The organism is Candidatus Electrothrix sp., assembly GCF_052785085.1.
This window is the reverse complement of the sequence record NZ_JALAAI010000059.1, coordinates 1-22,839: the sequence shown is the minus strand read 5'-3', so window position 1 is coordinate 22,839 and position 22,839 is coordinate 1. Positions and strand designations below refer to the sequence as shown.

Here is a 22,839-nt window from a genome sequence, read left to right as displayed (position 1 = left end):
AGGAAATAGACCAGGTCGCAGTGAACCGCGGGCTGTGAAGCGTCGTCCAAAGGCCTACCCTCGTTTGACAGTACCAAGAAGACAAACGGCGTAATCCTGTGGTCAACCACTTAAGGTCGTGCCATTAGCCCGATACCCCTCTTCATCCTGGCCCTTTGCTCCCTTGGCAAGCCTGAGAGTCTGTGCCCAGGTTGCACCGTCTGCATGCTGGGAATCACTGAGCAACATGCCAAAGCCAGCAACAGCAGTGGCAAAACGGAAATCATTGCTGGTATCCTCCAGAGGAAGATCATTGTCTTTGACCACGGTACTGCGCAGGACAGATTCCTCCTTTTTCAGCGGTTTATAGCGAAGTTTGACAGTCATCAGCTCGTCAGTATATTGGCTTGCAGAAGTCGGTTCGTTTTTCTGGTACTTGAGCGGATCAACTGAGGGCTGACCAGTCGCTCCAACCGGGATCAGCTCATACAGAGCTGTGACCCTGTGGCCGACCCCGATTTCACCAGCGTCTTTTGTATCATCGTTAAAGTCTTCATCAGCAAGGGCACGGTTTTCATAGCCAATGAGCCGGTAGGCTCCGACCTTTGCCGGGTTGAACTCTACCTGGATTTTAACATCCGTTGCCAAAGCAAAAAGGGTGCCACTCATCTCCTTGACCATGACCTTTTTGGCCTCCAGCAGGCTGTCAATATAGGCATAATTCCCGTTGCCCTTATCAGCAAGGATTTCCATGGTGTCGTCATGATAGTTTCCCATGCCAAAGCCAAGGGCGGTCAGATAGACACCGGATTTCCGTTTTTCCTCAATCAGTTTCTGGAGTTCACCACGACTGGTGACCCCTACATTAAAATCACCGTCTGAGGCAAGGATTATCCGGTTATTACCGTTGGGAAGAAAGGCCTGTTCTGCCAGTTGATAGGCTGTCACAATGCCACTGGAGGCATGGGTTGAGCCGCCAGCACCCAGGGAGTCAATAGCTGTGATGATTTTCTGTTGTTCCGAGCCAGCAGTAGGGGAGAGCACAACATGGTCATTGCCAGCATAGACCACCAGGGAAATGCGGTCATTTTCCCCCAGCTGCCTGACCAGCATTTTCAAGGATGTCTGCAACAGGGGGAGTTTATTCGGTGCAGACATGGAACCAGAGACGTCAATCAGGAAGACCAGGTTTGATGGCGGCAGATCTTTTTTATCAATATCCTTTGCCTTGAGTCCGATCCGCACCAGCTTGCGGCTGTCATTCCAGGGACTGGGGCCAACTTCTGTTGTTACAGAAAAGGGGTGTTCGTTGTCTGGTTCTTGGTAATCATAGGAAAAATAATTAATCAGCTCTTCAATGCGCACAGCTCCTTTGACCGGGAGGCTGCCTTCGTTGATAAAACGGCGTACATTGCTGTACGAGGCCGTATCCACGTCAATGGAAAAGGTGGACAGGGGATCATTGTTTGTGCTGATGAAACCGTTTTCAGTCACCGCATTATAGGATTCTGTGTTCCATTCGGCCGCAGGTGGAGGGGTAGGTGGAGCGGGGGCTCTCTTCGCGATGGACATGGCTCTGTCTGGAGCTTTAGTCATTATCATACCTACTGTATCCTCGTCCATCATATCGACAACATTTTCCTTTTTCCTTTTTTGCTCTTCTTGGGGAGGCTCGTAATTGGCAGGTGGAGTTGCTGATGTGGTGGTTTGCGTTACTTCAGCTGCGTCATTTTTATCTGTTTCCGCCTTGAGATCAGAGGTTACCTGCTGTGTTGTTTCTTTGACCTCAGCATCTTTTCGGGGAGACTCGGAACACGCGGTCAGGGTGAAAAAGAGGATCAGGGGAATGATTGTTCTGATGTTCATGACGGACTCCTGTTTGTTGGTTTGCCGGTTACAAAAATGAGTTCTTGGTTGCTTTGTTTTTCTATTTTCGAGGTGTGCAATAATATATGCATTAAACTTCGTTCTACTCATTACACGATGATAAAAAAAACGGCAATACATTTGGATATATTCCTTGAGCAGGCTCTGTGCAAAGGAATCCCATGGTGAAGGCTGACATAAAAGAGCAGCAGAGAAGCATGAGGAAACAAAGAGGTCACGGCGTTGCGGAACTGGATCGTTTCTTCGGGTGATGGATATGGTGCAGGGGCACGGCGCGCCGTTGCCCCTACCGGAAATCCTAATATCTCAGGGTTTCATGTCATCCCGTTGTAAGGGCGTTTCTGCCCTGCACCCAAAAAAAGCGGCCCCTACAGCATCCGCACCGCACCCTTATCTGCTGAGGCTGCGAAACGGGCATAGACCTGCAAGGATTTGGGCACGTTTCGTTCCCGATCCGGCGTAAAGGCGGCATCGCCGCGTACCTCTTCCTCCTTGCGACGTTGAGCAAGCTCTTCCTCGCTCACCTGAAGGCTGATGCTTCGTTCCGGGATGTTGATATCAATGGGGTCACCGTCCCGAACCAGGCCGATGGTTCCGCCGCCCGCTGCTTCCGGGGAAACATGGCCGATGGACAGACCGGCTGTACCGCCGGAAAAACGTCCGTCCGTGACCAGAGCGCATTCCGCACCCAGGTGCATGGACTTGAGGTAGGAGGTGGGGTAGAGCATCTCCTGCATCCCCGGCCCGCCCTTTGGCCCCTCGTAGAGGATAAAGACCACATCACCGGCTGTAATTTCCCCGGCCAGAATGCCCTCGCAGGCAGCCTCCTGAGAATGATAGACCTTGGCCTTGCCCTGAAAATGAAGGATGGACGGGTCAACTCCGGCGGTCTTGACAATACAGCCGTTCTCGGCAATGTTGCCGTACAGCACAGCCAGTCCGCCGTCTTTGGAGTAGGCATGATCCGCACCCCGGATGCAGCCTGTTTCCCGATCCGTATCCAAGGCATCATACATGGTATCCTGTGATCCCATGACCAAATTGCGGCCCTGATTGCCCGGCGCACTGGCATAGAGACTGCGGGCGGTCTCCGTGGCGGTCTCCCGCATAATATCATATTGATCCAAAGCCTGAGCAAGGGTCAGACCGTCGGCCCGGCTGACTGCCGTGTCCAGGAGTCCGGCCCGGTCAAGCTCGCCGAGAATTCCCAGAATGCCGCCTGCCCGGTTGACATCCTCCACATGATACGGAGAAGAAGGAGCCACCTTGCAGAGATTGGGCACCTTGCGGGACAGGGCATCAATGTCCTGCATAGTGAAATCCACCCCGGCCTCATGAGCAATTGCCAGGATATGGAGCACGGTGTTGGTGGACCCGCCCATGGCGATATCCAGGGCCATTGCGTTGTTAAAGGCGGCCTTGGCGGCAATGGAGCGGGGCAGAACCGAAGCGTCTTCTTTTTCGTACCAAACCTCGCACATCGCCACGATACGGGCGGCTGCCTGCTCGAACAGGGCAAGGCGATTGGTGTGGGTGGCCACCACGGTGCCGTTGCCGGGCAAGGATAGTCCCAGGGCCTCGGTCAGGCAGTTCATGGAATTGGCTGTGAACATGCCGGAGCAGGACCCGCAGGTGGGGCAGGCCGCCTGTTCCACTGCTGCGATTTCCTCGTCCGAGACCGCCTGGTCGCCTGCCATGACCATTGCATCAATCAGGTCGTAACCGCGCTCCTGTCCCTTGATCCGACCCGCCTCCATCGGCCCGCCGGAGACAAAGACCGACGGGATGTTCAGGCGCATGGCAGCCATCAACATCCCCGGCGTGATCTTGTCGCAATTGCTGATGCAGATCATGGCATCCACCTTGTGGGCGTTGCACATGTACTCCACCGAGTCGGCGATCAGCTCGCGGGAGGGCAAGGAGTAGAGCATCCCGTCGTGGCCCATGGCAATGCCGTCGTCAATGGCGATGGTGTTGAATTCGGCGGCAAAGCAGCCCTGTGCTTCAATCTGTTTTTTCACTTGCTGGCCGATCTCGTGCAGATGCACATGCCCCGGCACCATCTGGGTGAAGGAGTTAACCACTGCGATAATAGGTTTGCCGATCTGTTCCTCGGTCATGCCGTTGGCCCGCCACAGGGCACGGGCACCGGCCATTCTTCTGCCTTGGGTTGTTTCATTGCTGCGAAGGGGAATTGCCATGTTGCTTCTCCTGTGGTAAAATATCTTGCTGAACATACTTGTGAGTTTCTGTCAAACTCACAATCTGCATTCCGGTTCCCCATCTTTGTTGAACATGCTTATGAAGAGCCGATTTGTCCTGTTTGTTGCACAAATACCTTGTCTGTTTTCAGAAAGTAATCGTGTCGTTTTGGATAGACAGTATAAAATATCATATTTGGAGAAAACAATGAATATAAAAAGAAGATTTGTAGCGTTCTGGGCAGTTGTATCGGCCACGTTCTTGGGATTCTTAACTGTTGCCGCGTTCTCTCAGGCAGCAGATAGTCTTACCGGTCGATTCTCCATCCTTTGGGGGGATGGTTACCCCGGTTCTGGTGTGGAAGCAATCCGGTATACCCTTACAGACCGTTCTGGTCATGTTGTTACCTTATTAGGTATTGATGAGGAACTTGAGCAGTCACTGGGTGGAGTACTATCATTCAATAAGAAAGATGTCGAGGTGGAGGGGGATTGGGGGGTATCTTCTTTCAGTCAGAATGGAACTGCGGTTTTCAAGGTGAACTCTGTGCAGCTCCTTCCCTCTGCGTCTTCCCTGGAGTCTAAGATGCAACAGAGTGCTGCCCCGCTTGTTGCTGGTTCCAAACCCTGGGTGTCTATTATGTGCAAGTTTTCCGATCATGCGGATGAGCCTAAAAATCTTGCCTATTTTAAGAATATGTACGCAAAGGTATACCCTGGCATGGATCATTACTGGCGTGAGGTGTCGTACAATACGATTGATATTGCAGGCAGTACTGCCTACGGCTGGTTTACCTTACCCAGGCCGGAATCATATTATAACCCGACAGATACCCAAGGAGGAACCGATCTTAATTTGCTGGCTGCTGACTGCATTGCTGCTGCAGACCCTAGCGTGAATTTTTCTCTCTACGAGGGGATTAATATGATGTTTAATACAAATTTCGATAATGGGTTTGCTTGGGGTGGGGGCGGTTACATGACCTTAGACGGAGTGAGCAAAAGCTGGAGTGTGACTTGGGAACCACCATGGGGATACTCTTCTGTTACTGTTATTGCTCACGAAATGGGGCATGGATTTGGCCTGCCACATTCCTCTGGTGCCTACGGGAAAACCTATGATAACATATGGGATGTGATGAGTGATTCATGGGCTAATTGCAGCAATTCAACCCATGCAACGTATGGTTGTCTCGGGCAGCACACTATTGCCTATCATAAAGATAGATTGGGCTGGATTCCCGCCTCGCAGAAATTTGTGAGTGACGGGAGCGGTGCTCTTCTTACGTTGGACCAGCTGGCCTTGGCTTCAACGACAAACTACAGGATGGTTCAGATCCCTATTGATGGCTCTTCCACTCATTTCTATACAGTGGAGGTTCGCAAAAGAAGCGGATACGATGTGAAGTTGCCCGGCAACGCAGTTATTATTCACGAGGTAGATACAACTCGTTTACGTCCAGCTTATGTGGTTGATTCAGACGGGAACGGAGCTACCGGTGATGATGGTGCAATGTGGACAGTTGGGGAAACGTTTACTGATACGACCAATGGTATTACGGTAAAGGTGGTGTCTGCTACTTCAGATGGGTTTCAGGTGGCTATTAATGGCGGCAATGTCAATATTGTTCCACAGTTGATGCTGCTACTAAAGTAGTTATTCTTCAGTCTTTATTGCCAGCCCTTGCTTTCTTTGAAGAAGCGGCAAGGGGGTGTGCAGGGGGCAACCGGCGGTTGCCCTGTCATTGATACAAGGGGGTGGCGACCGGCTGGTCGCCCCTGCATTACCTCAATTCGCTCAAATCGGAAGCTCTGCTTTCCTGGTTATATAAAAAAGTCTTCTTCTTCCGCATAAGCAACATAATGATATCCATCTGGGCCACAGTTTTTTTTCAGTTTGGTCAGCACGTTTTTTATGAATTTCGGTTTATCATAGGGTCCAGCAATATAAAAGGGCATACCATCTTTGCCAAACTCAAACGAACGTGGACAGGCTGCACTGTCGATGTCACCAAAGATTTTTTTCGCCTCCCGGTAGTCCTTATGCGGTGAAAGACCCAGGCCTGCGGCATATTTTCCTGCTCCTTCAACAAGTTTTCTGGCGCAGGTGGGATGGATTTTTTTAAAGCCCCCTTGTTCGTTAATTTTTTTCATAAAAGAAGGATAGGTTTCTTCGTTAAACATTCTGAGAAAGCTGTCTTTGATGCCAAGACAATAGACGTCCACAAGAAAAACGCTTGCAAGGATATCGCCATTGGTTGTTTTTCGAGTGATAACGACTGGCCCGATACCTACGTCGTTCTGCGGGTCAAAAAGCTGCCCTGCCTCCCAGCATTCAAAGATTGGAGCACTCAAGGCTAGATGCATTGCCCGGTAATGGTTAAACGCACCTGTCAGGCCCTGTTTTTTTTGTGCTGCTTTACGGGCCTTGCTTTTTGCGGCCTGTTTGTCCTTTTTCTTTTGCAGTCTTTTCTGATTTAATGCCATATTCTGTTTGTTCTGTTGAGGTTGGAATTTCTTGATTCAGGCCGATCCTGCCTTCTTGTGCGGGGAGTTTTTTTCAAACTCACCGGTAAGTTCCCGGCAAACCCAGCATTAGTTGCATTGTTTTCCGGGTGCAGGCAGTGTCTTCTCTCTGCGGTCAAAGGTGTTGACAGCGATATGAAGCTACATCATAATAAGAGGAAGCATAGTAATACGATCTTACGAGGAAAGAAAGTATGTCGGGGATAAAAATCCTGAAAGCCGACATTGATTCCTGTTTTTCATAATGTAGGGGGGAGATACATGCCGACAATATCAATGTTCTATGGCATACTGATTCTGATGTATTTTTATGATAACAAAAAGCACAGCGTTCCACATATTCATGCGGAATATGGAGAACATCATGTCACGGTTGCCATTGAAGACGGCTCAGTTCTCGCCGGGAGCCTTCCGAAACAAAAAATGAAATTAGTCCAGGCATGGATGGAAATCCATAGAGAAGACCTGCTGGCCGATTGGAAGCTGGCCGTTGCCGGTGAACCTATTTTCAGAATTGATCCTTTAAGATAACAGAGGAAGAGATGGATACTATTATTAAAGCCGTTCCAATGAAAGATTACAAAATAGAAATCCTCACCGAAAGCGGAGTCTCCGGGATATTTGATGTGAAACCCTATCTAAACGGAAGCGCATTCAGGGAACTCAGAGACGAAACATACTTTCAACTTGTCCGTCCCGCTCATCGCGGCATCATGTGGCCGAACGAGCAGGACTTCAGTTCCGACACGATCATTTGGGATATTGAGAATTCTCAGGGTGAAAACAAGTTGGAGACAGCGGCGTAAATATGTTTCATCTGCCCTGCCTGCGCCTCTGTTTATCCCAAGCCAAAAGCTTATCGTAGAACCCCTTCATATTGAAGGTGATACCAAGGATAGTAATCTGCGGTTCGATAAATTTGCGGATCCGTTCACCACTGCGATGATGGGTTTGCCGATCTGTTCCTCGGTCATGCCGTTGGCCCGCCACAGGGTGCGTCCTCCGGTCATTCTTCTGCCCTGGGTTGTTTCATTGCTGCGAAGGGGAATTGCCATGTTACTTCTCCTGTTTTTTTACCATTGCATTGGTTGCATTATTTTCCGGGTGCAGGCAGTGTCTTCTCTCTGCGGTCAAAGGTGTTGACAGCGATATGAAGCTGCATCATAATAAGAGGAAGCATATTAATACGATCTTACGAGGAAAGAAAGTATGTCCGGGATAAAAACAGCTATTTCCTTGGATGAACATCTGTTCAATGAAGTCAAAGAGACGGCTCGTGACCTGAATACGTCCAGAAGCGGTGTGATCAGGCAGGCATTGCTTGAGTTTATGGAACGACGGAAGAATCAACGTCTGCTTGATCAACTGAATGAGGCATATAAGGACGGGCCGACAGAGGAAGAAGAGAATATTGCCCGGTAAAGGATTCTGGAAGGGCGTACCGCAGGTCACCGCCTGCGGGTTTCAGGTGGATTTACTTTTTGCCGGAGAACAATTTATCGTGCAGCCTGGCGGCTTTTTCACGGTAAAAAAGTACCCGTTCCTGATACGATTTATCCTTCATCTTTTCGTAATGAGCATCACGTATCTTCCTTACCATTTCAACTGTCTTAATATTAATCTGCTCCATAAACCGTTACCTCTCTCGGCGAATATATCTGTACGGTTCTGTAACCGTTTTCAAGGTTGACCGCATTGAACAGGCGAATTTTCTCCGCCCGAACGATGTGCTTAAAATTCCAACTGACCAGCAGGTCGGCTTCCGTTACGGTTGCAATGGCGATATGCAGCCCGTCATCATAATATTTCGGTGTCAGGATGTTATGTTGCTGATAACCGTCAGCCAGCTCAACCATTTCTTCCGTCACACTGATCAGTTCTGCTGAATGCAGAGCGAGCAGTTCCTGATAGAGTTCCTGCACCGGAGCAGGAGCGTTTTCTATTTCGGCTGAAACTATCTCCGACAGCAACGGTTTAAACGTGCCGAGCCTGAAATCCTGCATCAGCCCGTTGGACCATTTGGTGAATTCGGAGTCAAAACATCCTCCGATGACAGATGTGTCAGTATAGATGCGTTGTATTTTCATCAGATGAACTCAAGACATTTGAATCTGTTTGAAACAACTTTCACGGTCGGTCAAACACCGCCCATAAGGGAGCAGGCATAGATTCTTTTTATGTTATCAGCAGTCAGCGTGTTTGTCAAAGCTGTCGCCGGGCAAAGCGGTTTCACTGCAAAGCAGTGGTCTGTTGGCCTGCGACCCGCAGCGGAGGCAGAGTCACAGGCACATCCGCAGCCTTGATCTCAGTCTCTTCCTTCTGAAAGTCACTGGTGAGTTTTATCTGCCCTGCCTGCGTTTCTGTTTATCCCAAGCCAAAAGCTTATCGTAGAATCCCTTCATATTGAAGGTGATACCAAGGATAGTAATCTACGGTTCGATAAATTCGCGGATCCGTTCACCACCGCAATGATGGGTTTGCCCATCTGTTCTTCGGTCATGCCGTTGGCCCGCCACAGGGTGCGTCCTCCGGCCATTCTTCTGCCCTGGGTTGTTTCATTGCTGCGAAGGGGAATTGCCATGTTGCTTCTCCTGTTTTTTTACCATTGCATTGGTTGCATTATTTTCCGGGTGCAGGCAGTGTCTTCGCTCTGCGGTCAAAGGTGTTGACAGCGATATGAAGCTGCATCATAATAAGAGGAAGCATATTAATACGATCTTACGAGGAAAGAAAGTATGTCCGGGATAAAAACAGCGATTTCCTTGGATGAACATCTGTTCAATGAAGTCAAAGAGACGGCTCGTGACCTGAATACGTCCAGAAGCAGGGTGATCAGGCTGGCATTGCTTGAGTTCATGGAAAGACGGAAGAATCAACGCCTGCTTGAGCAACTGAATGAGGCGTATAAGGACGGGCCGACAGAGGAAGAAGAGAATATTGCCCGATCAATGCGGAATGCGCAGTGTGATGAGAATGAAGTCGGGGTGGTTGCTCGGGGTGTTACCCCGAGCTTGTAGATATAACCCCGTTGGGGTATGGATTGCACGTTCACCTTTTGGGTTATGATCTGCGCTTTTGCTTTTCCCGGCCAAGGACTCTTGCGAAGAGTTCATTAAGGTTTACCCCGACCCCTGCTATATTTGGTTTCAGTTCCAAGAGATTGTTGACCGTTTCGGCTCCAGAGTCCTTCTCATCCATCTGCGCCTTGATCATTCGCAGCAGTTCTATTTGCTCATCTTTTCCGCTCGGTTCGACAAGCCCCAGCAACTCATGCACGTTATAGGCCCGTTTTGCTCCGTCGGGGCGGTAGCGTTCAATCCTGTCTTCCACATTATCCAGCAGGGTCTGGTAATCAGCCGTGACAGCGGGATCATCAGGCATGGGAATACGCTCACTGACCTTGAGCTTTTCAAAGCTGTCATTGATCGCTCGCAGGGAGAACCAGAGAAAGGACAGGAATTCTTTGCGGTGCGGACCATGTGTCCAGAGGTAGATACGCCGCGCCTCATGATCCGCCTTGACCACGGCCTCAGTACCACTTTCCTTATCCTCCAGCACTACCCCGGTGCGCCAGCAGAGGCAGTCCTTGATCTGTCCGTGCGTCCGTGCCGCTTGACCAGAAAACGGGGCATGACTGAGGGCGGCAAGAAGTCTTGGTACTGGAGGACAAAGCCCAAGGCATTTTCATAGTCAAAGCTGAACTTGGGTTCGGCTATCGGCAGGAGTTGAGGGATAAGAACTGCCTGCTCACCAAGGCTCCAGCACAGCTCAAATTTCTTCATCAGCTCCAGGATAAAGACATGGGTGGCTTCGGGCCAGGAGAGCTTTTCGTCCTTGGTATAGGGCAGGATATTTCCCAGGCTGTTCAGCCCCAGGGTGCCTCGGGCGTCCGCCACCTCTTCAGCATTGATGATTTTATAGACGGCCTCGGTGATCCAAACCGGGTCAAGCACATGCATGGCCTTGAGGACAAAGTCGCTGAAATGGACAGCTGCGCCTAAATCATGGAGAAAGTCCACCAGCACCTCCCGGCTCTGCGGTTCGCTGATGCCTGCTTCAGTACAGAGATCGCAATACTCCTCGCTGCTGATGTAAGGTCGATTCAGCTCCTCAATGCGCTCCTTAACCCGGAACCAGCTACCGGGCCAGCGGATGCCTATCATCTCTACCTTGGCGAGTTCCTTGAGCAGGGCCTTACGAAAGCGGGCAATGCCTTTACCATTTGCGCAAGAGGTGCGGAAAAAGCCTTTGATGGCTGGGTACTTCTGCATCAGGAAGGGGCGGTTGACATCAAAGGAGGGGTTGCTGTCGTGCTTGTTGAGAATGACTAAGATCGGCGAGTCACCGCCGAAGCTCTCAATATGGCGGAGCCAGTACTCCGGGCGTTCGTCCCGGCGACCGTCAAGTACCAAGACGTAGAGACTGCGTCGGGAGAGGAAGAACTGATGCGTGGCGTGCATGATTTCCTGACCGCCGAAGTCCCAGATGTTGACACGCAGGGGTGTATCTCCGTTTTCTTCCACCTTCCAGTTGCGGATGCTAATGCCGTGGGTGGTGTCTTCGTGGGTGTCGAAGTCCTCGTCAAAGAGCTGCTTGACCAGCGAGGTCTTGCCTGCTGCTCCTTCGCCGACAAGGAGGAGTTTGACTTGGTTGAGAGGTTGGTCTTTTTTACGCGGTGGCGCATCGCCTGGTGGTCGAACATTTAAAGGGTTTTGCAAGGCAGTGAAATACTCCCTGATTGCCTCAATGCCTTGTTCGGCGATCTCTATAGGTGGAAATGTGAGAGGGTTGCCTTTAAGGTCAAGTCTTTCCAAATTATTAAGATGGTTAATCTCTGGTGGCAGCTTTGTGAGTTGATTGTAACTAAGGTCAAGTGTGGTCAGGTTGTTCAACAGAGTAATCTCTGTTGGTAGGATTGTGAGGCGATTGCCACTAAGGTAAAGCTTAGTCAGATTGTTCAACTGGATAAACTCTGGTGGCAGCTCTGTGAGGCGATTGCCACTGAGGTAAAGCTTGGTCAAATCGTTCAGCAGGCTAATCTCCATTGGTAGGGTAGTAAGCCGATTGCCCCAGAGGCCAAGCATGGTCAGGTTGTTCAACTGACTAATCTCTGGTGGCAGGGTAGTTAACTCCTCAGCTATTCCCGACCCAAAACACCTTAACATCTTGTAATGGTTAAAAACGGTAAAAAATAGATTGCGAAAGCTTTTTGCAAAATACTGATCTCGTAAGAAAAGATCGAAAACGGCTAATTTCTTAAAATCAGTATGACAGAAATGTCTTTCGTAAACTTTTTCCAGTCTTGTTTTCATTATTTCAGCTTGTTAAGTTCATTCAAACCGGGAATCGCTGTTAACTCCTTAAAGCTCAAATCAAGCACTGTTGCTCCACTTGCTCTAGCTTCCTCTATCACCTGCAACAGCTCTTCACCCGTCATAACCTATGACCTCAATCGTATTGATATCTTATGTCCCTCACTCGTCCGTCACAGGGGGATTGCCTTTCGCCCCTTGGGGATGGTCATGCGTCACAAGGGGATTGCCCTTCGCCCCTTGGGGATCATCGTGCGTCACAAGGGGATTGCCCTTCGCCCCTTGGGGATCATCATGCGTCACAAGGGGATTACCTTTCGCCCCTTGGGGATCATCGTGCGTCACAAGGGGATTGCCCTTCGCCCCTTGGGGATCGTCATGCGTCACAGGGGGATTGCCTTTCGCCCTTTGGGGATAGTCATGCGTCACAAGGGGATCGCTTTGCGCCCCTTGGGGATCGTCATGCGTCACAAGGGGATTGCTCTTCAGGCCAAAAAGGATATCCCGGAGGGACGCAACGTTAAAAGTGCAATGAATCGCAATACCTTATCGATTTGCAAACCAAACACCATAGTCATTTACTGGCTGATAGTTGGACGAGGATTTATCCAGCACTTCCAAATCACATAACGGAAATTCATACTTCTTACGTCCATGTCGCAACAACACAAGTATTCCATAGAGATCATCAATATCATCATCAAAAACATCATATTCTTCTTCGTCATCTTCATAAATACCCACTACCGTTACCTGATCTCCTTCTTGTAACGGCCCCTCCTCTTGACACTCAACAATCTCTGCCTCAAAGGGAAATTCCAGCTCATCCTCAAGATACTCCTGCCATACCTCATAGGCTGCCTCTTCACTCTCATCTTCAGCGCCATCTAAGATGTCCTGTATCCTCCTGTCTATTTCCTCTGACTCATCAGATTCTTCATCTATCCAATTAAAATCATGCTTGCTTTCAATATCTTCAATTGCTTTTACGACATCATCCACACTATCTCTGGTCGTTGTCTGTTCAATATCTTCTGGTGCAAGATACACTCTGGCCCAGTCCAACCCTTCTATTTCACAGTAAACAATCGTCTTATCAGATAGCTGCTTGAGACTCAGGCTATCCCAATCTATCCCAATCAAGCCGTCTTCTTCCTCAATTTCAGCAACCCGTCCCTGCCATCCGCCGATGTTGATATTTAAATCAAGTTCTTCAACATTTGGTTTTACAACGACAGAGTCACCTATTTGGAGTTTTCTTTGTGCCATAACAATTCCTTTTGAACAATATTTTAATATGTTGAGCTGGGTTGGATTGATGTCAAGAAAGAGGGAATGGATTCCCCACTGCAGCAATAAATCATCGTTGCGTGTTTGGCATGGCAGTCCCTGTATCATCATGATGATCTTGTTTTTTCGGTAACAGCTGCATAGTACACCTGTCAGCAGCAGGGAGCAAGAGGGAGAATATTCCGTTTTTTAAACTTCAGTGTTATGGGCCATCTTGATTCCGGCAACCCCGCCCCTTGCCACCGTAAAGGCCGCAACCTCAGCAGCCCCGGCAGCCAGCAGCACCTTGGCGCATTCATGGAGGGTGGAGCCGGTTGTGAAAACATCATCCACCAAGAGAATGTTTTTTCCTGAGATCTCGTTAGGTTTTTCAAGACAAAAGGCCTGGTGCAGATTATGACGTCGGGCCTTGCCACTGAGCCGGGTTTGAGGAACCGTTGCTCGTTGCCGTTTCAGCAGGTCAAAACGGATTTTATCCTGCCACTGAGAAAAGCAGACCTGGGCCAGAAGTTGAGATTGGTTGAATCCTCGCTCTCGTAATCGTTTGATATGGAGGGGGACAGGGAGGATAAGATCTGGTGGATTGAGATCTGTAAAGGCTGCTGTTTTTTTTGTTAAGGCAGCAAGGGAGGCGAGCCCGGTGAGATTGCCCTTGAATTTGAGTTGGCGCACCAGTATGCTGATGGGTTCCTGATAAAGAAAGCTGGACCGGGCCTTAGTCAGGATAAGGGGCTTTTCCAGGCAGCTGAGGCAGAGATGATTGTCACCGAGATAGAGAGGTGTGCCACAGCAGGTACAAAAGGGGGGCAAAATTTCGCTGGCATCATGATGGCAATTCAGGCAGAGCAGGGGAGGGTGGGAAGAAGAAAGCTGCTCTGTGCAGCCCAGGCAGCGGGCTGGGAAGAGCAGCTCTTGCAGAGCCAGTATGCCTTTGTGGAGGAAGGACATGGCCTCTGAAGGGATCAATTGACGGAGAGGTCAAATCAATCCTGAGAAAATCAGGCCATCGCCGCCTGAAGATTCTCGTCCAGCTTTGCCAGGAATTCTTCCGTGGTCAGCCAGCCTTGATCTCCGCCCACCAGCAGGGCCAGATCCTTGGTCATGTGTCCTGACTCCACGGTTTCCACACAGACTCGCTCCAGGGTTTCAGCGAATTTAACCACATCCGGGGTATTGTCAAAAGTACCACGATAGCTCAGGCCACGGGTCCAGGCAAAGATGGAGGCAATGGGATTGGTGGACGTGGCATTGCCCTTCTGGTGCTCCCGATAATGACGGGTCACGGTGCCGTGCGCTGCCTCGGCCTCTACGGTCTGGCCGTCTTCGGTCATCAGGACAGAGGTCATCAGGCCCAAAGAACCAAAGCCCTGCGCAACGGTATCAGATTGGACATCACCATCATAGTTTTTACAGGCCCAGACAAAGCCGCCTTCCCATTTCAGGGCAGCAGCAACCATATCATCAATCAGGCGATGCTCATAGGTGATACCTGCCTTGGCAAATTTATCAGCAAATTCTGCCTCAAAAACCTCCTCAAACAGATCCTTAAAACGACCATCGTATTTTTTCATGATGGTGTTTTTGGTGGACAGATACACGGGCCAGCCCAGGTTGAGGCCGTAGTTCATGCAGGAACGGGCAAAGCCCCGGATGGAGTCATCCAGATTGTACATACCCATTGTGCAGCCGGAAGACGGGAAGTCAAAGACCTCGTGTTCAATGGGTTCGCTGCCATCAGCAGGCTCGAATTTCATGGTCAGCTTGCCAGGGCCGGGGATGAGAAAGTCGGTGGCCCGGTACTGATCACCAAAGGCATGACGACCAATAACAATGGGCTTAGTCCAGCCAGGAACCAGTCTGGGGATATTTTCGCAGATAATGGGCTGACGGAATACGGTTCCACCGATGATATTTCGGATAGTGCCGTTGGGCGATTTCCACATTTCCTTCAGGTCGAATTCCTCCACCCGACCCTCGTCCGGGGTGATGGTGGCACATTTAACCCCAATCCTATGCTCCTTGATTGCATTGGCCGCATCCACAGTGATCTGGTCGTTGGTCTCGTCCCGTTTCTGGACTGACAGATCATAGTATTTCAGGTCAACGTCCAGATAGGGCAGGATCAGTTTTTCCTTGATAAAGGCCCAGATGATGCGGGTCATCTCGTCGCCGTCAAGCTCGACAATGGGGTTTTTTACGTGTATTTTACTCATTGTTCCTCCGAAGGTTTTCTATATCTAAAAAGTTGTAAGACAGTTTCGTCAGGTGATACTCCGCAACAAGGTACAAAGACATACCATTTTTTGCGCTTACACTACCATAAGTCAAATTTTGAAAGCAAGAAAGACCGACAGAATAGCCGATTACTTCTGCCTCGTCAATAATACAGCATGGTTATGTTTTGGAAAAAAGATGATTTTTAGAAGTATCTATGCTATATACGATATATGTTGGTAATGTAACAATATTGTGCGAAATTAATCCTTCCAACTGAACTTGAGACGCAATGACGCAGGAATCAGAGAAAAAACAACGTCGTCTCGGCGTACTTATTGGCGGGTCCGGGTTGATCGGCGGTACCCTTGCCCATTATTTTAAGTCCAAGACCCCAGAAGAGTTTGATATCCGGGCCCCGAGTTCCAAGAAACTCTCTATCAGGAATTCGCAGGATATTGTTTCCTACCTCAAGAGGGTACGGCCGGATTTTGTTATTAATGCGGCAATGGCCTCCCTGGATTCAGATGCCCAACTGGCCTTTGAAACCAACTATCTTGGAACGGTGAATATGGCCCGTGCCTGTTCAGCATTGAATATTTCCTATATTCACATGAGTTCTGCTGCTGTTCTGCCCCATGGAAAAAATATTACAGAGGATAATCGTCTCCCGCTGAGCCCTGAGATGACCAATTATGCCAAATCCAAGCTCATGGCAGAAACCACATTGGCGCATATGGGAGAAACAATGGGACTGGACTACACCGTTGTTCGGGTTGCGATTGTCTATGGTGAGCATGATCATAAGATTCAGGGATTCCACCGCCTGTTGTTTAGTATTGCTGATGAATCCATGCCCTTTCTTTTTACCAAGAGAAAGGTGGAGCATTCCTACAGTAATGCGAATAAACTCCCCTATTTTGTCCACCATGTCTTGAACCATCGGGAAGAGTTTTCCTGTCAGACCTATCATTTTATTGATAAAGATCCTGTCTATCTTGATGAGTTGATTCTGAAGATCAGGGCCTATCTTGAACTGAAAAAACCCAGAGAAGTCTATATCCCCTATTCTCTGGTCAGGCTCGGGAAATTTTTCTTAGACCTGTTGACAAATTTTCTCGGTTGGTTTGGTATTGTCTCCCGTTTGCCGCCCGAGTACATGTTTCTGAGAGATATGTATCAGCACCAGACCTTATCGTCAGAAAAGTTGGCGCTCTTCCGATCTGTTGATCCGGCTCCGGAAGAAGATATCTACACCCGATTGCCCAGTCTGATTATTTACTATCTGACCCGTTGGGGACATCTCAACTTGATTACCCGTTATAAAAACGAATTTTTTGCAGATAGTCTGGAAGAGGATTTTCTCTATCATCCTGAAGGATTATTAGAGAGCATTCATAAGGACTCCATAGCACCTTTTGCAGAGTTGGTAGAAGCGGCAGATGAGGAGTCATCCCACTTGTCAAAGCGATGAAGATGCAGGATAATTGGTTCGGGTTGAGTTTAGAGAAAAAAAGGCAAGAAACCTGGTTGTATGAATGATCTATAATAATATCATCTATTTTTTAGCAGTGGCCTTTGTTATTTCTGTTTCCACTGCACCAGATCAGACCTGGCTTTCCCCCTGGCTTGGTGTTCCCTTGTTTGCTCTGCTTCTTTTTGCCTTTTCCCTTTTTGCCAAGAAACTGTTCAGCCCTGACCGCGTCATCAGCTCGCAACAGTATTTTGCTGCGGAAAAGAAAGCAAGTCTGTTGGCAACAGCCCTGTACATCACCTCATTTTTTACATGTGATCTGAAGTATTATACCCAGCCCCTGTCCTGGGATAATACCTGGCCAACTCTGACCAACCTGTTTAGCCTGCTCCTCTTTTTTGTTTTTTTGACCCTGATGTGGCTGCGGGCCCTGCCTCGGTATCAGCGGATTTTTCACAGTTCGGTTTCCCGGCTTGACTTTGTTTGCAATAATATACGAACCAACCTGACGATTATTCTCCCCTGGCTGATTCTGTCATTTTTCTTTGATCTGCTGAATACTGTTCCTGTTACCGGGATGAAAAACTGGCTCAACGGGATCTGGGCTGAGTTGTTTGTTTTTGTGGCTTTTTTGGTGCTGCTCATCATATTATTTCCACCTCTTATACTTCGTCTCTGGGGTTGTCGTCCCATGGAACCAGGACCTCTTCGTGAGTCCATAGAGCGATTTTTCCGTCGGCAAAACTTTTCTGCTAAGATTTTTTACTGGCCCCTTTTTGAAGGACGCATAGTGACAGCTGGCGTGATGGGGATTGTGGCCCGATATCGTTATCTCCTCCTGACTCCTGCGTTGTTATCGGCTTTGGAGCAGGAAGAGCTGGAAGCGGTTCTTGCCCATGAAATCGGTCATGTGAAGCACTATCATCTCGTTCTCTATCTTTTTCTCTTTTTTGGGTTCAGCCTGCTTGCAGATGCCATATTTGTGCCGCTTTATCTTTTTTTCCTCAATACAGACTGGTTTTATCAGGTGCTGGGCTGGTCCCGGACCTCCATTGATACGCTGCTCAATATTTTTGTTGCCGCAAGTATCTTTGTTTTGATGCTGCTTTATTTCCGTTTTCTCTTTGGATATTTTATCCGGAATTTTGAGCGACAGGCTGATCTTCATGTTTTTACCGCACAAAAGACCGCTTTTCCCTTGATTCGTTCTTTTGAAAAGATTGTTGCCATGAGCGGTAATATCCGTGATAAAAAGAACTGGCATCATTTTGGGATCGGAGAACGGATTGATTTCCTTGAAAAGTGTGGACATGATCCGAAATATATTCACCTCCATAACTGGAAGGTGTATGGCAGTCTTGCTGCCTATTTTTTTCTGATCAGTATAGGAACCTGGTCATTACACCATCTGGATACGAAGAAACTTTCTGAGCAATCCCAAACTCGTTATGCCAAGGTACGATTTGAGGAAAAAATAGAACAGGATCCAGGCAATAGCCAATGGTTAAAATTACTCGGTGATGTGATGCTGGAGCGTGGCAAGGAAAGAGCAGCTCTCCATGCCTATGAAAAGGCGATCCAGTCTCTTCCGGTTTCTCCTGAATTGATGAATAATCTGGCTTGGCTCCTGCTGACAGCAGAAGACCATAGCCTGCGTGATTCTGTCCGTGCCCTGGTGCTTGCCCGCTCAGCTGCCCGTTTATCTGAGCAAGGGTATATTCTTGACACATTTGCCACCGCCCTTTGGGCCAATAAGAGGATTGAGGAAGCTGTTGCGATGACACGCAAAGCTGCTGCAATTGATCAGGAGAATATTGCCTATTATCAGGAAAGGCTGGATACCTTTCAACAGGAAGCTTGGGAAGGGGATATTCTTCGTCCAGAATGAGTTGTGTCATGACAAAAATATCTTTGATTTTTTTGTGCTTTTTTGTTGTAACCAGTGGGGTCCGGGCGGATTTGGTGGGGCCCACTCCCTCGGAGGTCTATAGCCAGGTTATGCAGATTGAGAAAGAGGTTGATCTGCTCCGGCACTATTTTGGAGTTGATCAGGAAAAGAAAGCTGCTATCTATCAAGGTAATCTCCGTCCCAGACATGTTTGGGAAAAGAGCTATCTTATCCAGGTCAAGATCAATGTGCTCCGTAAAAAAATAGGCTTACCCCGCAATGAACCGAATTATATCGAACCGGAACTGAGCATTTCTTCTGGCATGGTTTTTGAGCAGAGCCAGCGTCTCTTGACAGAACTGCGTATATTAAAAAAACGGCTGGGTATCACAGAGCAGGTCAGCCCGCCGCAGCAATACACAGGCAAGCAATCAATTGATGTCTTTAACAGGCTGCATTATATCTCCTATCAGCTTGATGTGATTAATCGCGAAGAGATTAATCCCAATTATGTCTTTGCTGAAGTTATGAGGATGTTTGATGATATTGCCAGCCTTCTAAAGATGTTACATATTCGTGACCAGACCTATCCTCCTGGTAAACAGAAAGAAGTAACGCCAGCAGATTCTTTAGCTGCCACCTTTGAGTTATTAGCTGAAATTCAGCGCTTGCAAAAAAATGTCGGTATTGAGCAGACAGACTTTTCAATTTTTCGAAAAAAAGAACAGGTTTTCCCTTCAGATGTTTTTAGTTTAGTCAGTATGGCCTTGGCTGAATTGCAGACCATTAAGGCCTATAGCGAGCTGAATCATTATGTCACCCCACCTGCTGTTACCCACGAAAGAAAAAAACCGAACGATGTCCATCAGCTCCTCCGCTGGACCACAAGGATGCTTCGTCAAATAAGATCATTATAATAGGTTTGTTGCTATGATAGAAAAACGAGTAGGCGCGTTTTTCGGGTTGGGGCAATTTGGTGTAGGAAAAAAAATTCTTTTCCTGAGCTACGTACTCGTGATCATTTCTATGACCACTGTTGGCTATTATGGCTATCAACATGCCGGAGCAGCCTATCGTGATAAGGCATTGACTCTTGCAGGGCAAGGAGTACGTGATACAAGCAGGGGAATAACCGAGTCATTACGAGCTATTCCCCGTGATCTCTCTTTTGTCTCTTCATTTTATGCTATGAAGCAATACCTGTACTGGCAGGACCTTGATGTTGATTATAAGGCCAGTGACTGGAAAAACGTGACCCTGGAAACCTTTCGCTCCTTTCTTCTTTCTAAAGGGTATTATCATAAACTTCGTTTTATTAATACGCAGGGGGTTGAGCAGATATCTGTACGGTATAACAAAGAAACAGATAGTGTTTCTACTGTTCAGCCGGAAGACTTGCAGGATAAACAACATCGTGATTATTTTCTTGAATCAATGAAAAATGGCAGTGAAGAAATTTTTCTTTCTGCAATGAATCTGAATGAGGAGCATGGCAAGATTGAAAAACCTCATGTGCCAGTACTCCGTTTTGCCCGGCCAGTGTTTGGCGATAATGATGTCCGTTATGGTGTGGCTGTCTTAAACGTCTATGCTGATTTTTTTCTGGAACGGGTTGGGAAAAATGTTGAGGCAAACAGGAAGAGATATCTTGTTTCTGCAACTGGAGAGTATTTTTATCATCCCCAGGGAAAGGCATGGACCCATCTCTTGGGTGAACAGTCTGGTTTTCAGGTGGATTTTCCGGAAATATTTGCCAAAATTCAAGAATATGAAAGTGGAGTCTTTACCTATGACCAGAAGATTATCGGTTTTGAACGCATTTATCCCCATCCTTATACCATAGATACTTTTTGGATTCTTATTGAAGTCATGGATGAGGATGTTGTTATGCAGCAGCTCCAACATTTTATCCTGACTTTTATCCTGATTTTTTTTACAACAATATTGATAGTTTTTCTGGTCACGCGCTACGTTATTGGTGGTCTCGTTGACCCCTTGCTTGTGATCAACCGCCAGTTACGGCGACTGAGTCTGGGCCAGGTGGAACACAGAGAAGACATACAGTACAGCGGAAAGGATGAAATCGGCCAGATGATGCAGTATACCGGCAAAATGGTAAAGTATTTTGAAGATCTTTCCTGCCAGGCAGACAGGATTTCAGCTGGCAATTATACAGAGTCTGTTGCTGTGCTTTCAGAGCAGGACAGGTTGGGCAATGCTGTGAATAATATGACCTTGATGATCAGGGAAAATCAGCAGAAAAATGAAGATCAGACCTGGCTGGCCCAGGGGAGTGAACAGTTGGATAATTTACTGCGCGGCGAGCAGAGCCTTGAAGAGATGGCAAAGAAGGTGGTTGTTTTTTTATCCTCCTATGTAGAGGCTGCTGTTGGTGCTTTCTATCTGAGCGATGATAAGGACAGCTTGCATCTCTATGCCAGTTATGCGTATAAAAATAACAATAAAAGCGTCCATGAGTTTCAGCACGGCGAGGGAATACCAGGGCAGGTCGCTGTAGAGAAAAAAATATTGGTTCTTCATGAGGTGCCTGCACAATACCTTCAGGTGTGTTCCTCCCTTGGGACGGCTGACCCTGTTTGCTTGTTAGTTGCTCCTTTTCTCTATAATAATCAGGTCAAGGCTGTTATTGAGCTTGGTACGTTTACCCATTTTACAGATTTGCAGATCAGTTTTCTCCAACAGATGGAGGAGCGTGTTGGCATTGCTGTGCATTCTGCTCAGTCCCGTTTACGTGTGCAGGAAATGCTCCAGATAACTCAAGAGCAGGCAGCAACCCTGCAATCTCAGCGAGAGAAATTGCAGGCCTCCAATGAAGAACTGGAGGAGCAAACCCAAAGGCTACAGGCTTCTGAGGAAGAGTTGCAGGCAAATCAGGACCAACTGGTGGCAACGAATGAAGAGCTTGAGGAAAAGAATACATCGCTTAATCGGCAAAAGCAGGCCATTGAACAGGTGAATAAGGAATTGCGGGCTTCCAGAAGAGAGATTGAACGCAAAGCTGAAGAGGTGAGCCGGGCCAGCAGGTATAAATCAGAGTTTTTGGCCAACATGTCTCATGAATTACGCACCCCACTTAATAGCTTGTTAATACTTACCCAGGCATTGGAGTCCAATAAGCAGGGCAATCTGACAGAAGAGGATATTGAAGCAATCAAAGTGATTCGTCATAGCGGTAATGAATTGCTTTTCCTGATTAATGATATTTTAGACCTTTCAAAAATTGAAGCAGGTCATATGATTCTTGTTCAGGACCATATTCCGGTAGCTGATTTCCTGGCTCAACTGAAGAGAACTTTTCAAAGGCAGGCTGAACAGAAGGGGTTGTCACTTTTTTTCAATCTTGCAGATGGGGTGCCAGAGCATATCAGGTCAGATAGAAAACGTTTGGAACAGATACTGAATAATTTTCTTTCCAATGCAGTGAAATTCACAGAGCAGGGAGAAGTAATTGTGTCAGTTGCTCCGGTGCAACCTGATGTTGTCTTTCGTCGCTCTGATCTTGCTCCGGAAAAGACTCTTGCTGTATCGGTCCAGGACAGTGGTATTGGTATTCCCCAGGCCAAACAAGGGATTGTATTTGAGGCCTTTCGCCAGGTCGATGGTGGAACAGCACGAAAATATGGTGGTACTGGTCTTGGGCTCTCCATTGCCAGGGATCTTGCAAGGCTTCTGGGGGGCGAAATACATCTGGAAAGCAAAGAGGGAAAAGGAACCAGGTTCACCTTATACAGGCCCCTGACAGCCTTTCTATAAAATGGACATAAAGGGTAATGATTCGATATCGCTTAGGTTATTTGGCAAAATGAGGCTTGCTTTTTTCAAAAACGGTTGATCTGCGTACCGGATATTTTCGGTTTATGGTAGAGTACTCTTGAATCGAAAGATAAAATGATTGAAATTCAGTAAGTTAAGAAAGGCTTAAAATTGAGAAAAGAGTGCAAAATATCAGAGAAAGGTTTCAAATCTCCACTTAATGTCCTTTTTTTTCTATCGTAAAATTATACGATTAACCCCATTACAAAAAAAGCATGTCAGGGGCCTGTTATA

The 22,839-nt window shown here is 47.9% G+C and carries 21 protein-coding genes; 10 read left to right on the top strand and 11 right to left on the bottom strand.

The annotated features are described in order from the left end of the window. Positions 1 to 102: 102 nt before the first annotated feature. Positions 103 to 1,845: a vWA domain-containing protein gene (locus tag L2082_RS10835; RefSeq protein ID WP_446009799.1), complete on the bottom strand. Its 1,743-nt coding sequence runs from the start codon at positions 1,843 to 1,845 to the stop codon at positions 103 to 105. A 389-nt stretch (positions 1,846 to 2,234) separates the two neighbouring features. Next, positions 2,235 to 4,067 (bottom strand): dihydroxy-acid dehydratase, encoded by a 1,833-nt coding sequence (ilvD, locus tag L2082_RS10830; protein ID WP_446009800.1) that lies wholly within the window; start codon positions 4,065 to 4,067, stop codon positions 2,235 to 2,237. A 208-nt stretch (positions 4,068 to 4,275) separates the two neighbouring features. Here ilvD and L2082_RS10825 point away from each other — a divergent pair, with 208 nt between their 5' ends. Beyond that, the gene (locus tag L2082_RS10825) at positions 4,276 to 5,724 is read left to right on the top strand and encodes a hypothetical protein (protein WP_446009801.1); all 1,449 of its coding nucleotides are present in this window, start codon (positions 4,276 to 4,278) and stop codon (positions 5,722 to 5,724) included. A gap of 167 nt (positions 5,725 to 5,891) precedes the next feature. On the opposite strand, the gene L2082_RS10820 is transcribed toward L2082_RS10825, so the two are convergent. Next, positions 5,892 to 6,554 (bottom strand): hypothetical protein, encoded by a 663-nt coding sequence (locus L2082_RS10820; protein ID WP_446009802.1) that lies wholly within the window; start codon positions 6,552 to 6,554, stop codon positions 5,892 to 5,894. A gap of 300 nt (positions 6,555 to 6,854) precedes the next feature. Between L2082_RS10820 and dhiT the strand changes: the two genes are divergently transcribed. After that, a complete protein-coding gene (gene dhiT, locus L2082_RS10815; protein WP_446009803.1) occupies positions 6,855 to 7,124 on the top strand; it encodes a type II toxin-antitoxin system toxin DhiT in 270 nt (89 codons plus the stop codon). A gap of 11 nt (positions 7,125 to 7,135) precedes the next feature. Then, positions 7,136 to 7,399 (top strand): DUF2442 domain-containing protein, encoded by a 264-nt coding sequence (locus L2082_RS10810; RefSeq protein WP_446009804.1) that lies wholly within the window; start codon positions 7,136 to 7,138, stop codon positions 7,397 to 7,399. Positions 7,400 to 7,465: 66 nt separating this feature from the next. Here L2082_RS10810 and L2082_RS10805 read toward each other — a convergent pair whose 3' ends face one another. Next, a complete protein-coding gene (locus L2082_RS10805) occupies positions 7,466 to 7,648 on the bottom strand; it encodes a hypothetical protein (protein WP_446009807.1) in 183 nt (60 codons plus the stop codon). 154 nt (positions 7,649 to 7,802) lie between these two features. Here L2082_RS10805 and L2082_RS10800 point away from each other — a divergent pair, with 154 nt between their 5' ends. Further along, the gene (locus L2082_RS10800; protein ID WP_446009805.1) at positions 7,803 to 8,015 is read left to right on the top strand and encodes a ribbon-helix-helix protein, CopG family; all 213 of its coding nucleotides are present in this window, start codon (positions 7,803 to 7,805) and stop codon (positions 8,013 to 8,015) included. Positions 8,016 to 8,209: 194 nt separating this feature from the next. Here L2082_RS10800 and L2082_RS10795 read toward each other — a convergent pair whose 3' ends face one another. Further along, complete coding sequence (locus tag L2082_RS10795; protein WP_446009806.1) at positions 8,210 to 8,680, bottom strand: PIN domain protein; 471 nt, start codon at positions 8,678 to 8,680, stop codon at positions 8,210 to 8,212. 311 nt (positions 8,681 to 8,991) lie between these two features. Continuing rightward, the gene (locus L2082_RS10790; RefSeq protein WP_446009808.1) at positions 8,992 to 9,174 is read right to left on the bottom strand and encodes a hypothetical protein; all 183 of its coding nucleotides are present in this window, start codon (positions 9,172 to 9,174) and stop codon (positions 8,992 to 8,994) included. Between the two features lie 154 nt (positions 9,175 to 9,328). Between L2082_RS10790 and L2082_RS10785 the strand changes: the two genes are divergently transcribed. Further along, positions 9,329 to 9,610, top strand: a complete 282-nt coding sequence (locus L2082_RS10785; RefSeq protein ID WP_446011738.1) for a ribbon-helix-helix protein, CopG family — start codon at positions 9,329 to 9,331, stop codon at positions 9,608 to 9,610. 43 nt (positions 9,611 to 9,653) lie between these two features. Here L2082_RS10785 and L2082_RS10780 read toward each other — a convergent pair whose 3' ends face one another. Next, the gene (locus tag L2082_RS10780; protein ID WP_446011737.1) at positions 9,654 to 10,151 is read right to left on the bottom strand and encodes a hypothetical protein; all 498 of its coding nucleotides are present in this window, start codon (positions 10,149 to 10,151) and stop codon (positions 9,654 to 9,656) included. Further along, on the bottom strand, positions 10,151 to 11,758 hold the full coding sequence (locus L2082_RS10775) for a COR domain-containing protein (protein WP_446011736.1): 1,608 nt from the start codon (positions 11,756 to 11,758) through the stop codon (positions 10,151 to 10,153). Before L2082_RS10775 ends, L2082_RS10780 begins: the two co-directional genes overlap by 1 nt. A 111-nt stretch (positions 11,759 to 11,869) precedes the next feature. Here L2082_RS10775 and L2082_RS10770 point away from each other — a divergent pair, with 111 nt between their 5' ends. Then, positions 11,870 to 12,535, top strand: a complete 666-nt coding sequence (locus tag L2082_RS10770) for a hypothetical protein (protein ID WP_446011735.1) — start codon at positions 11,870 to 11,872, stop codon at positions 12,533 to 12,535. On the opposite strand, the gene L2082_RS10765 is transcribed toward L2082_RS10770, so the two are convergent. The 3 genes from L2082_RS10765 to L2082_RS10755 all read right to left on the bottom strand — a co-directional run bounded on the left by L2082_RS10765 (position 12,452) and on the right by L2082_RS10755 (position 15,408). Beyond that, positions 12,452 to 13,174: a calcium-binding protein gene (locus L2082_RS10765; protein WP_446011734.1), complete on the bottom strand. Its 723-nt coding sequence runs from the start codon at positions 13,172 to 13,174 to the stop codon at positions 12,452 to 12,454. The genes L2082_RS10770 and L2082_RS10765 overlap by 84 nt on opposite strands. Before the next feature lie 210 nt (positions 13,175 to 13,384). After that, positions 13,385 to 14,143, bottom strand: a complete 759-nt coding sequence (locus L2082_RS10760) for a double zinc ribbon domain-containing protein (RefSeq protein ID WP_446011733.1) — start codon at positions 14,141 to 14,143, stop codon at positions 13,385 to 13,387. A 50-nt stretch (positions 14,144 to 14,193) separates the two neighbouring features. Next, complete coding sequence (locus tag L2082_RS10755; RefSeq protein WP_446011732.1) at positions 14,194 to 15,408, bottom strand: NADP-dependent isocitrate dehydrogenase; 1,215 nt, start codon at positions 15,406 to 15,408, stop codon at positions 14,194 to 14,196. Between the two features lie 293 nt (positions 15,409 to 15,701). Between L2082_RS10755 and L2082_RS10750 the strand changes: the two genes are divergently transcribed. From L2082_RS10750 to L2082_RS10735, 4 genes are all read left to right on the top strand, one after another. Beyond that, complete coding sequence (locus L2082_RS10750) at positions 15,702 to 16,883, top strand: NAD-dependent epimerase/dehydratase family protein (RefSeq protein ID WP_446011731.1); 1,182 nt, start codon at positions 15,702 to 15,704, stop codon at positions 16,881 to 16,883. Positions 16,884 to 16,947: 64 nt separating this feature from the next. After that, complete coding sequence (locus L2082_RS10745) at positions 16,948 to 18,771, top strand: M48 family metalloprotease (protein ID WP_446009984.1); 1,824 nt, start codon at positions 16,948 to 16,950, stop codon at positions 18,769 to 18,771. 8 nt (positions 18,772 to 18,779) lie between these two features. After that, positions 18,780 to 19,688 carry a hypothetical protein gene (locus L2082_RS10740; RefSeq protein WP_446009985.1) on the top strand — a complete coding sequence of 303 codons (909 nt, stop codon included), beginning with the start codon at positions 18,780 to 18,782 and terminating at the stop codon, positions 19,686 to 19,688. A gap of 13 nt (positions 19,689 to 19,701) precedes the next feature. Further along, positions 19,702 to 22,545 carry an ATP-binding protein gene (locus L2082_RS10735; RefSeq protein ID WP_446009986.1) on the top strand — a complete coding sequence of 948 codons (2,844 nt, stop codon included), beginning with the start codon at positions 19,702 to 19,704 and terminating at the stop codon, positions 22,543 to 22,545. Positions 22,546 to 22,839: the final 294 nt, after the last annotated feature.

What these genes read in the sequence shown, in the direction of transcription:
- L2082_RS10835 (WP_446009799.1), bottom strand. Translation starts at nt 1,845, where the DNA reads ATGAACATCAGAACAATCATTCCCCTGATCCTCTTTTTCACCCTGACC.
- ilvD (WP_446009800.1), bottom strand. Translation starts at nt 4,067, where the DNA reads ATGGCAATTCCCCTTCGCAGCAATGAAACAACCCAAGGCAGAAGAATG.
- L2082_RS10825 (WP_446009801.1), top strand. Translation starts at nt 4,276, where the DNA reads ATGAATATAAAAAGAAGATTTGTAGCGTTCTGGGCAGTTGTATCGGCC.
- L2082_RS10820 (WP_446009802.1), bottom strand. Translation starts at nt 6,554, where the DNA reads ATGGCATTAAATCAGAAAAGACTGCAAAAGAAAAAGGACAAACAGGCC.
- dhiT (WP_446009803.1), top strand. Translation starts at nt 6,855, where the DNA reads ATGCCGACAATATCAATGTTCTATGGCATACTGATTCTGATGTATTTT.
- L2082_RS10810 (WP_446009804.1), top strand. Translation starts at nt 7,136, where the DNA reads ATGGATACTATTATTAAAGCCGTTCCAATGAAAGATTACAAAATAGAA.
- L2082_RS10805 (WP_446009807.1), bottom strand. Translation starts at nt 7,648, where the DNA reads ATGGCAATTCCCCTTCGCAGCAATGAAACAACCCAGGGCAGAAGAATG.
- L2082_RS10800 (WP_446009805.1), top strand. Translation starts at nt 7,803, where the DNA reads ATGTCCGGGATAAAAACAGCTATTTCCTTGGATGAACATCTGTTCAAT.
- L2082_RS10795 (WP_446009806.1), bottom strand. Translation starts at nt 8,680, where the DNA reads ATGAAAATACAACGCATCTATACTGACACATCTGTCATCGGAGGATGT.
- L2082_RS10790 (WP_446009808.1), bottom strand. Translation starts at nt 9,174, where the DNA reads ATGGCAATTCCCCTTCGCAGCAATGAAACAACCCAGGGCAGAAGAATG.
- L2082_RS10785 (WP_446011738.1), top strand. Translation starts at nt 9,329, where the DNA reads ATGTCCGGGATAAAAACAGCGATTTCCTTGGATGAACATCTGTTCAAT.
- L2082_RS10775 (WP_446011736.1), bottom strand. Translation starts at nt 11,758, where the DNA reads ATGTTAAGGTGTTTTGGGTCGGGAATAGCTGAGGAGTTAACTACCCTG.
- L2082_RS10770 (WP_446011735.1), top strand. Translation starts at nt 11,870, where the DNA reads ATGTCTTTCGTAAACTTTTTCCAGTCTTGTTTTCATTATTTCAGCTTG.
- L2082_RS10765 (WP_446011734.1), bottom strand. Translation starts at nt 13,174, where the DNA reads ATGGCACAAAGAAAACTCCAAATAGGTGACTCTGTCGTTGTAAAACCA.
- L2082_RS10760 (WP_446011733.1), bottom strand. Translation starts at nt 14,143, where the DNA reads ATGTCCTTCCTCCACAAAGGCATACTGGCTCTGCAAGAGCTGCTCTTC.
- L2082_RS10755 (WP_446011732.1), bottom strand. Translation starts at nt 15,408, where the DNA reads ATGAGTAAAATACACGTAAAAAACCCCATTGTCGAGCTTGACGGCGAC.
- L2082_RS10750 (WP_446011731.1), top strand. Translation starts at nt 15,702, where the DNA reads ATGACGCAGGAATCAGAGAAAAAACAACGTCGTCTCGGCGTACTTATT.
- L2082_RS10745 (WP_446009984.1), top strand. Translation starts at nt 16,948, where the DNA reads ATGATCTATAATAATATCATCTATTTTTTAGCAGTGGCCTTTGTTATT.
- L2082_RS10740 (WP_446009985.1), top strand. Translation starts at nt 18,780, where the DNA reads ATGACAAAAATATCTTTGATTTTTTTGTGCTTTTTTGTTGTAACCAGT.
- L2082_RS10735 (WP_446009986.1), top strand. Translation starts at nt 19,702, where the DNA reads ATGATAGAAAAACGAGTAGGCGCGTTTTTCGGGTTGGGGCAATTTGGT.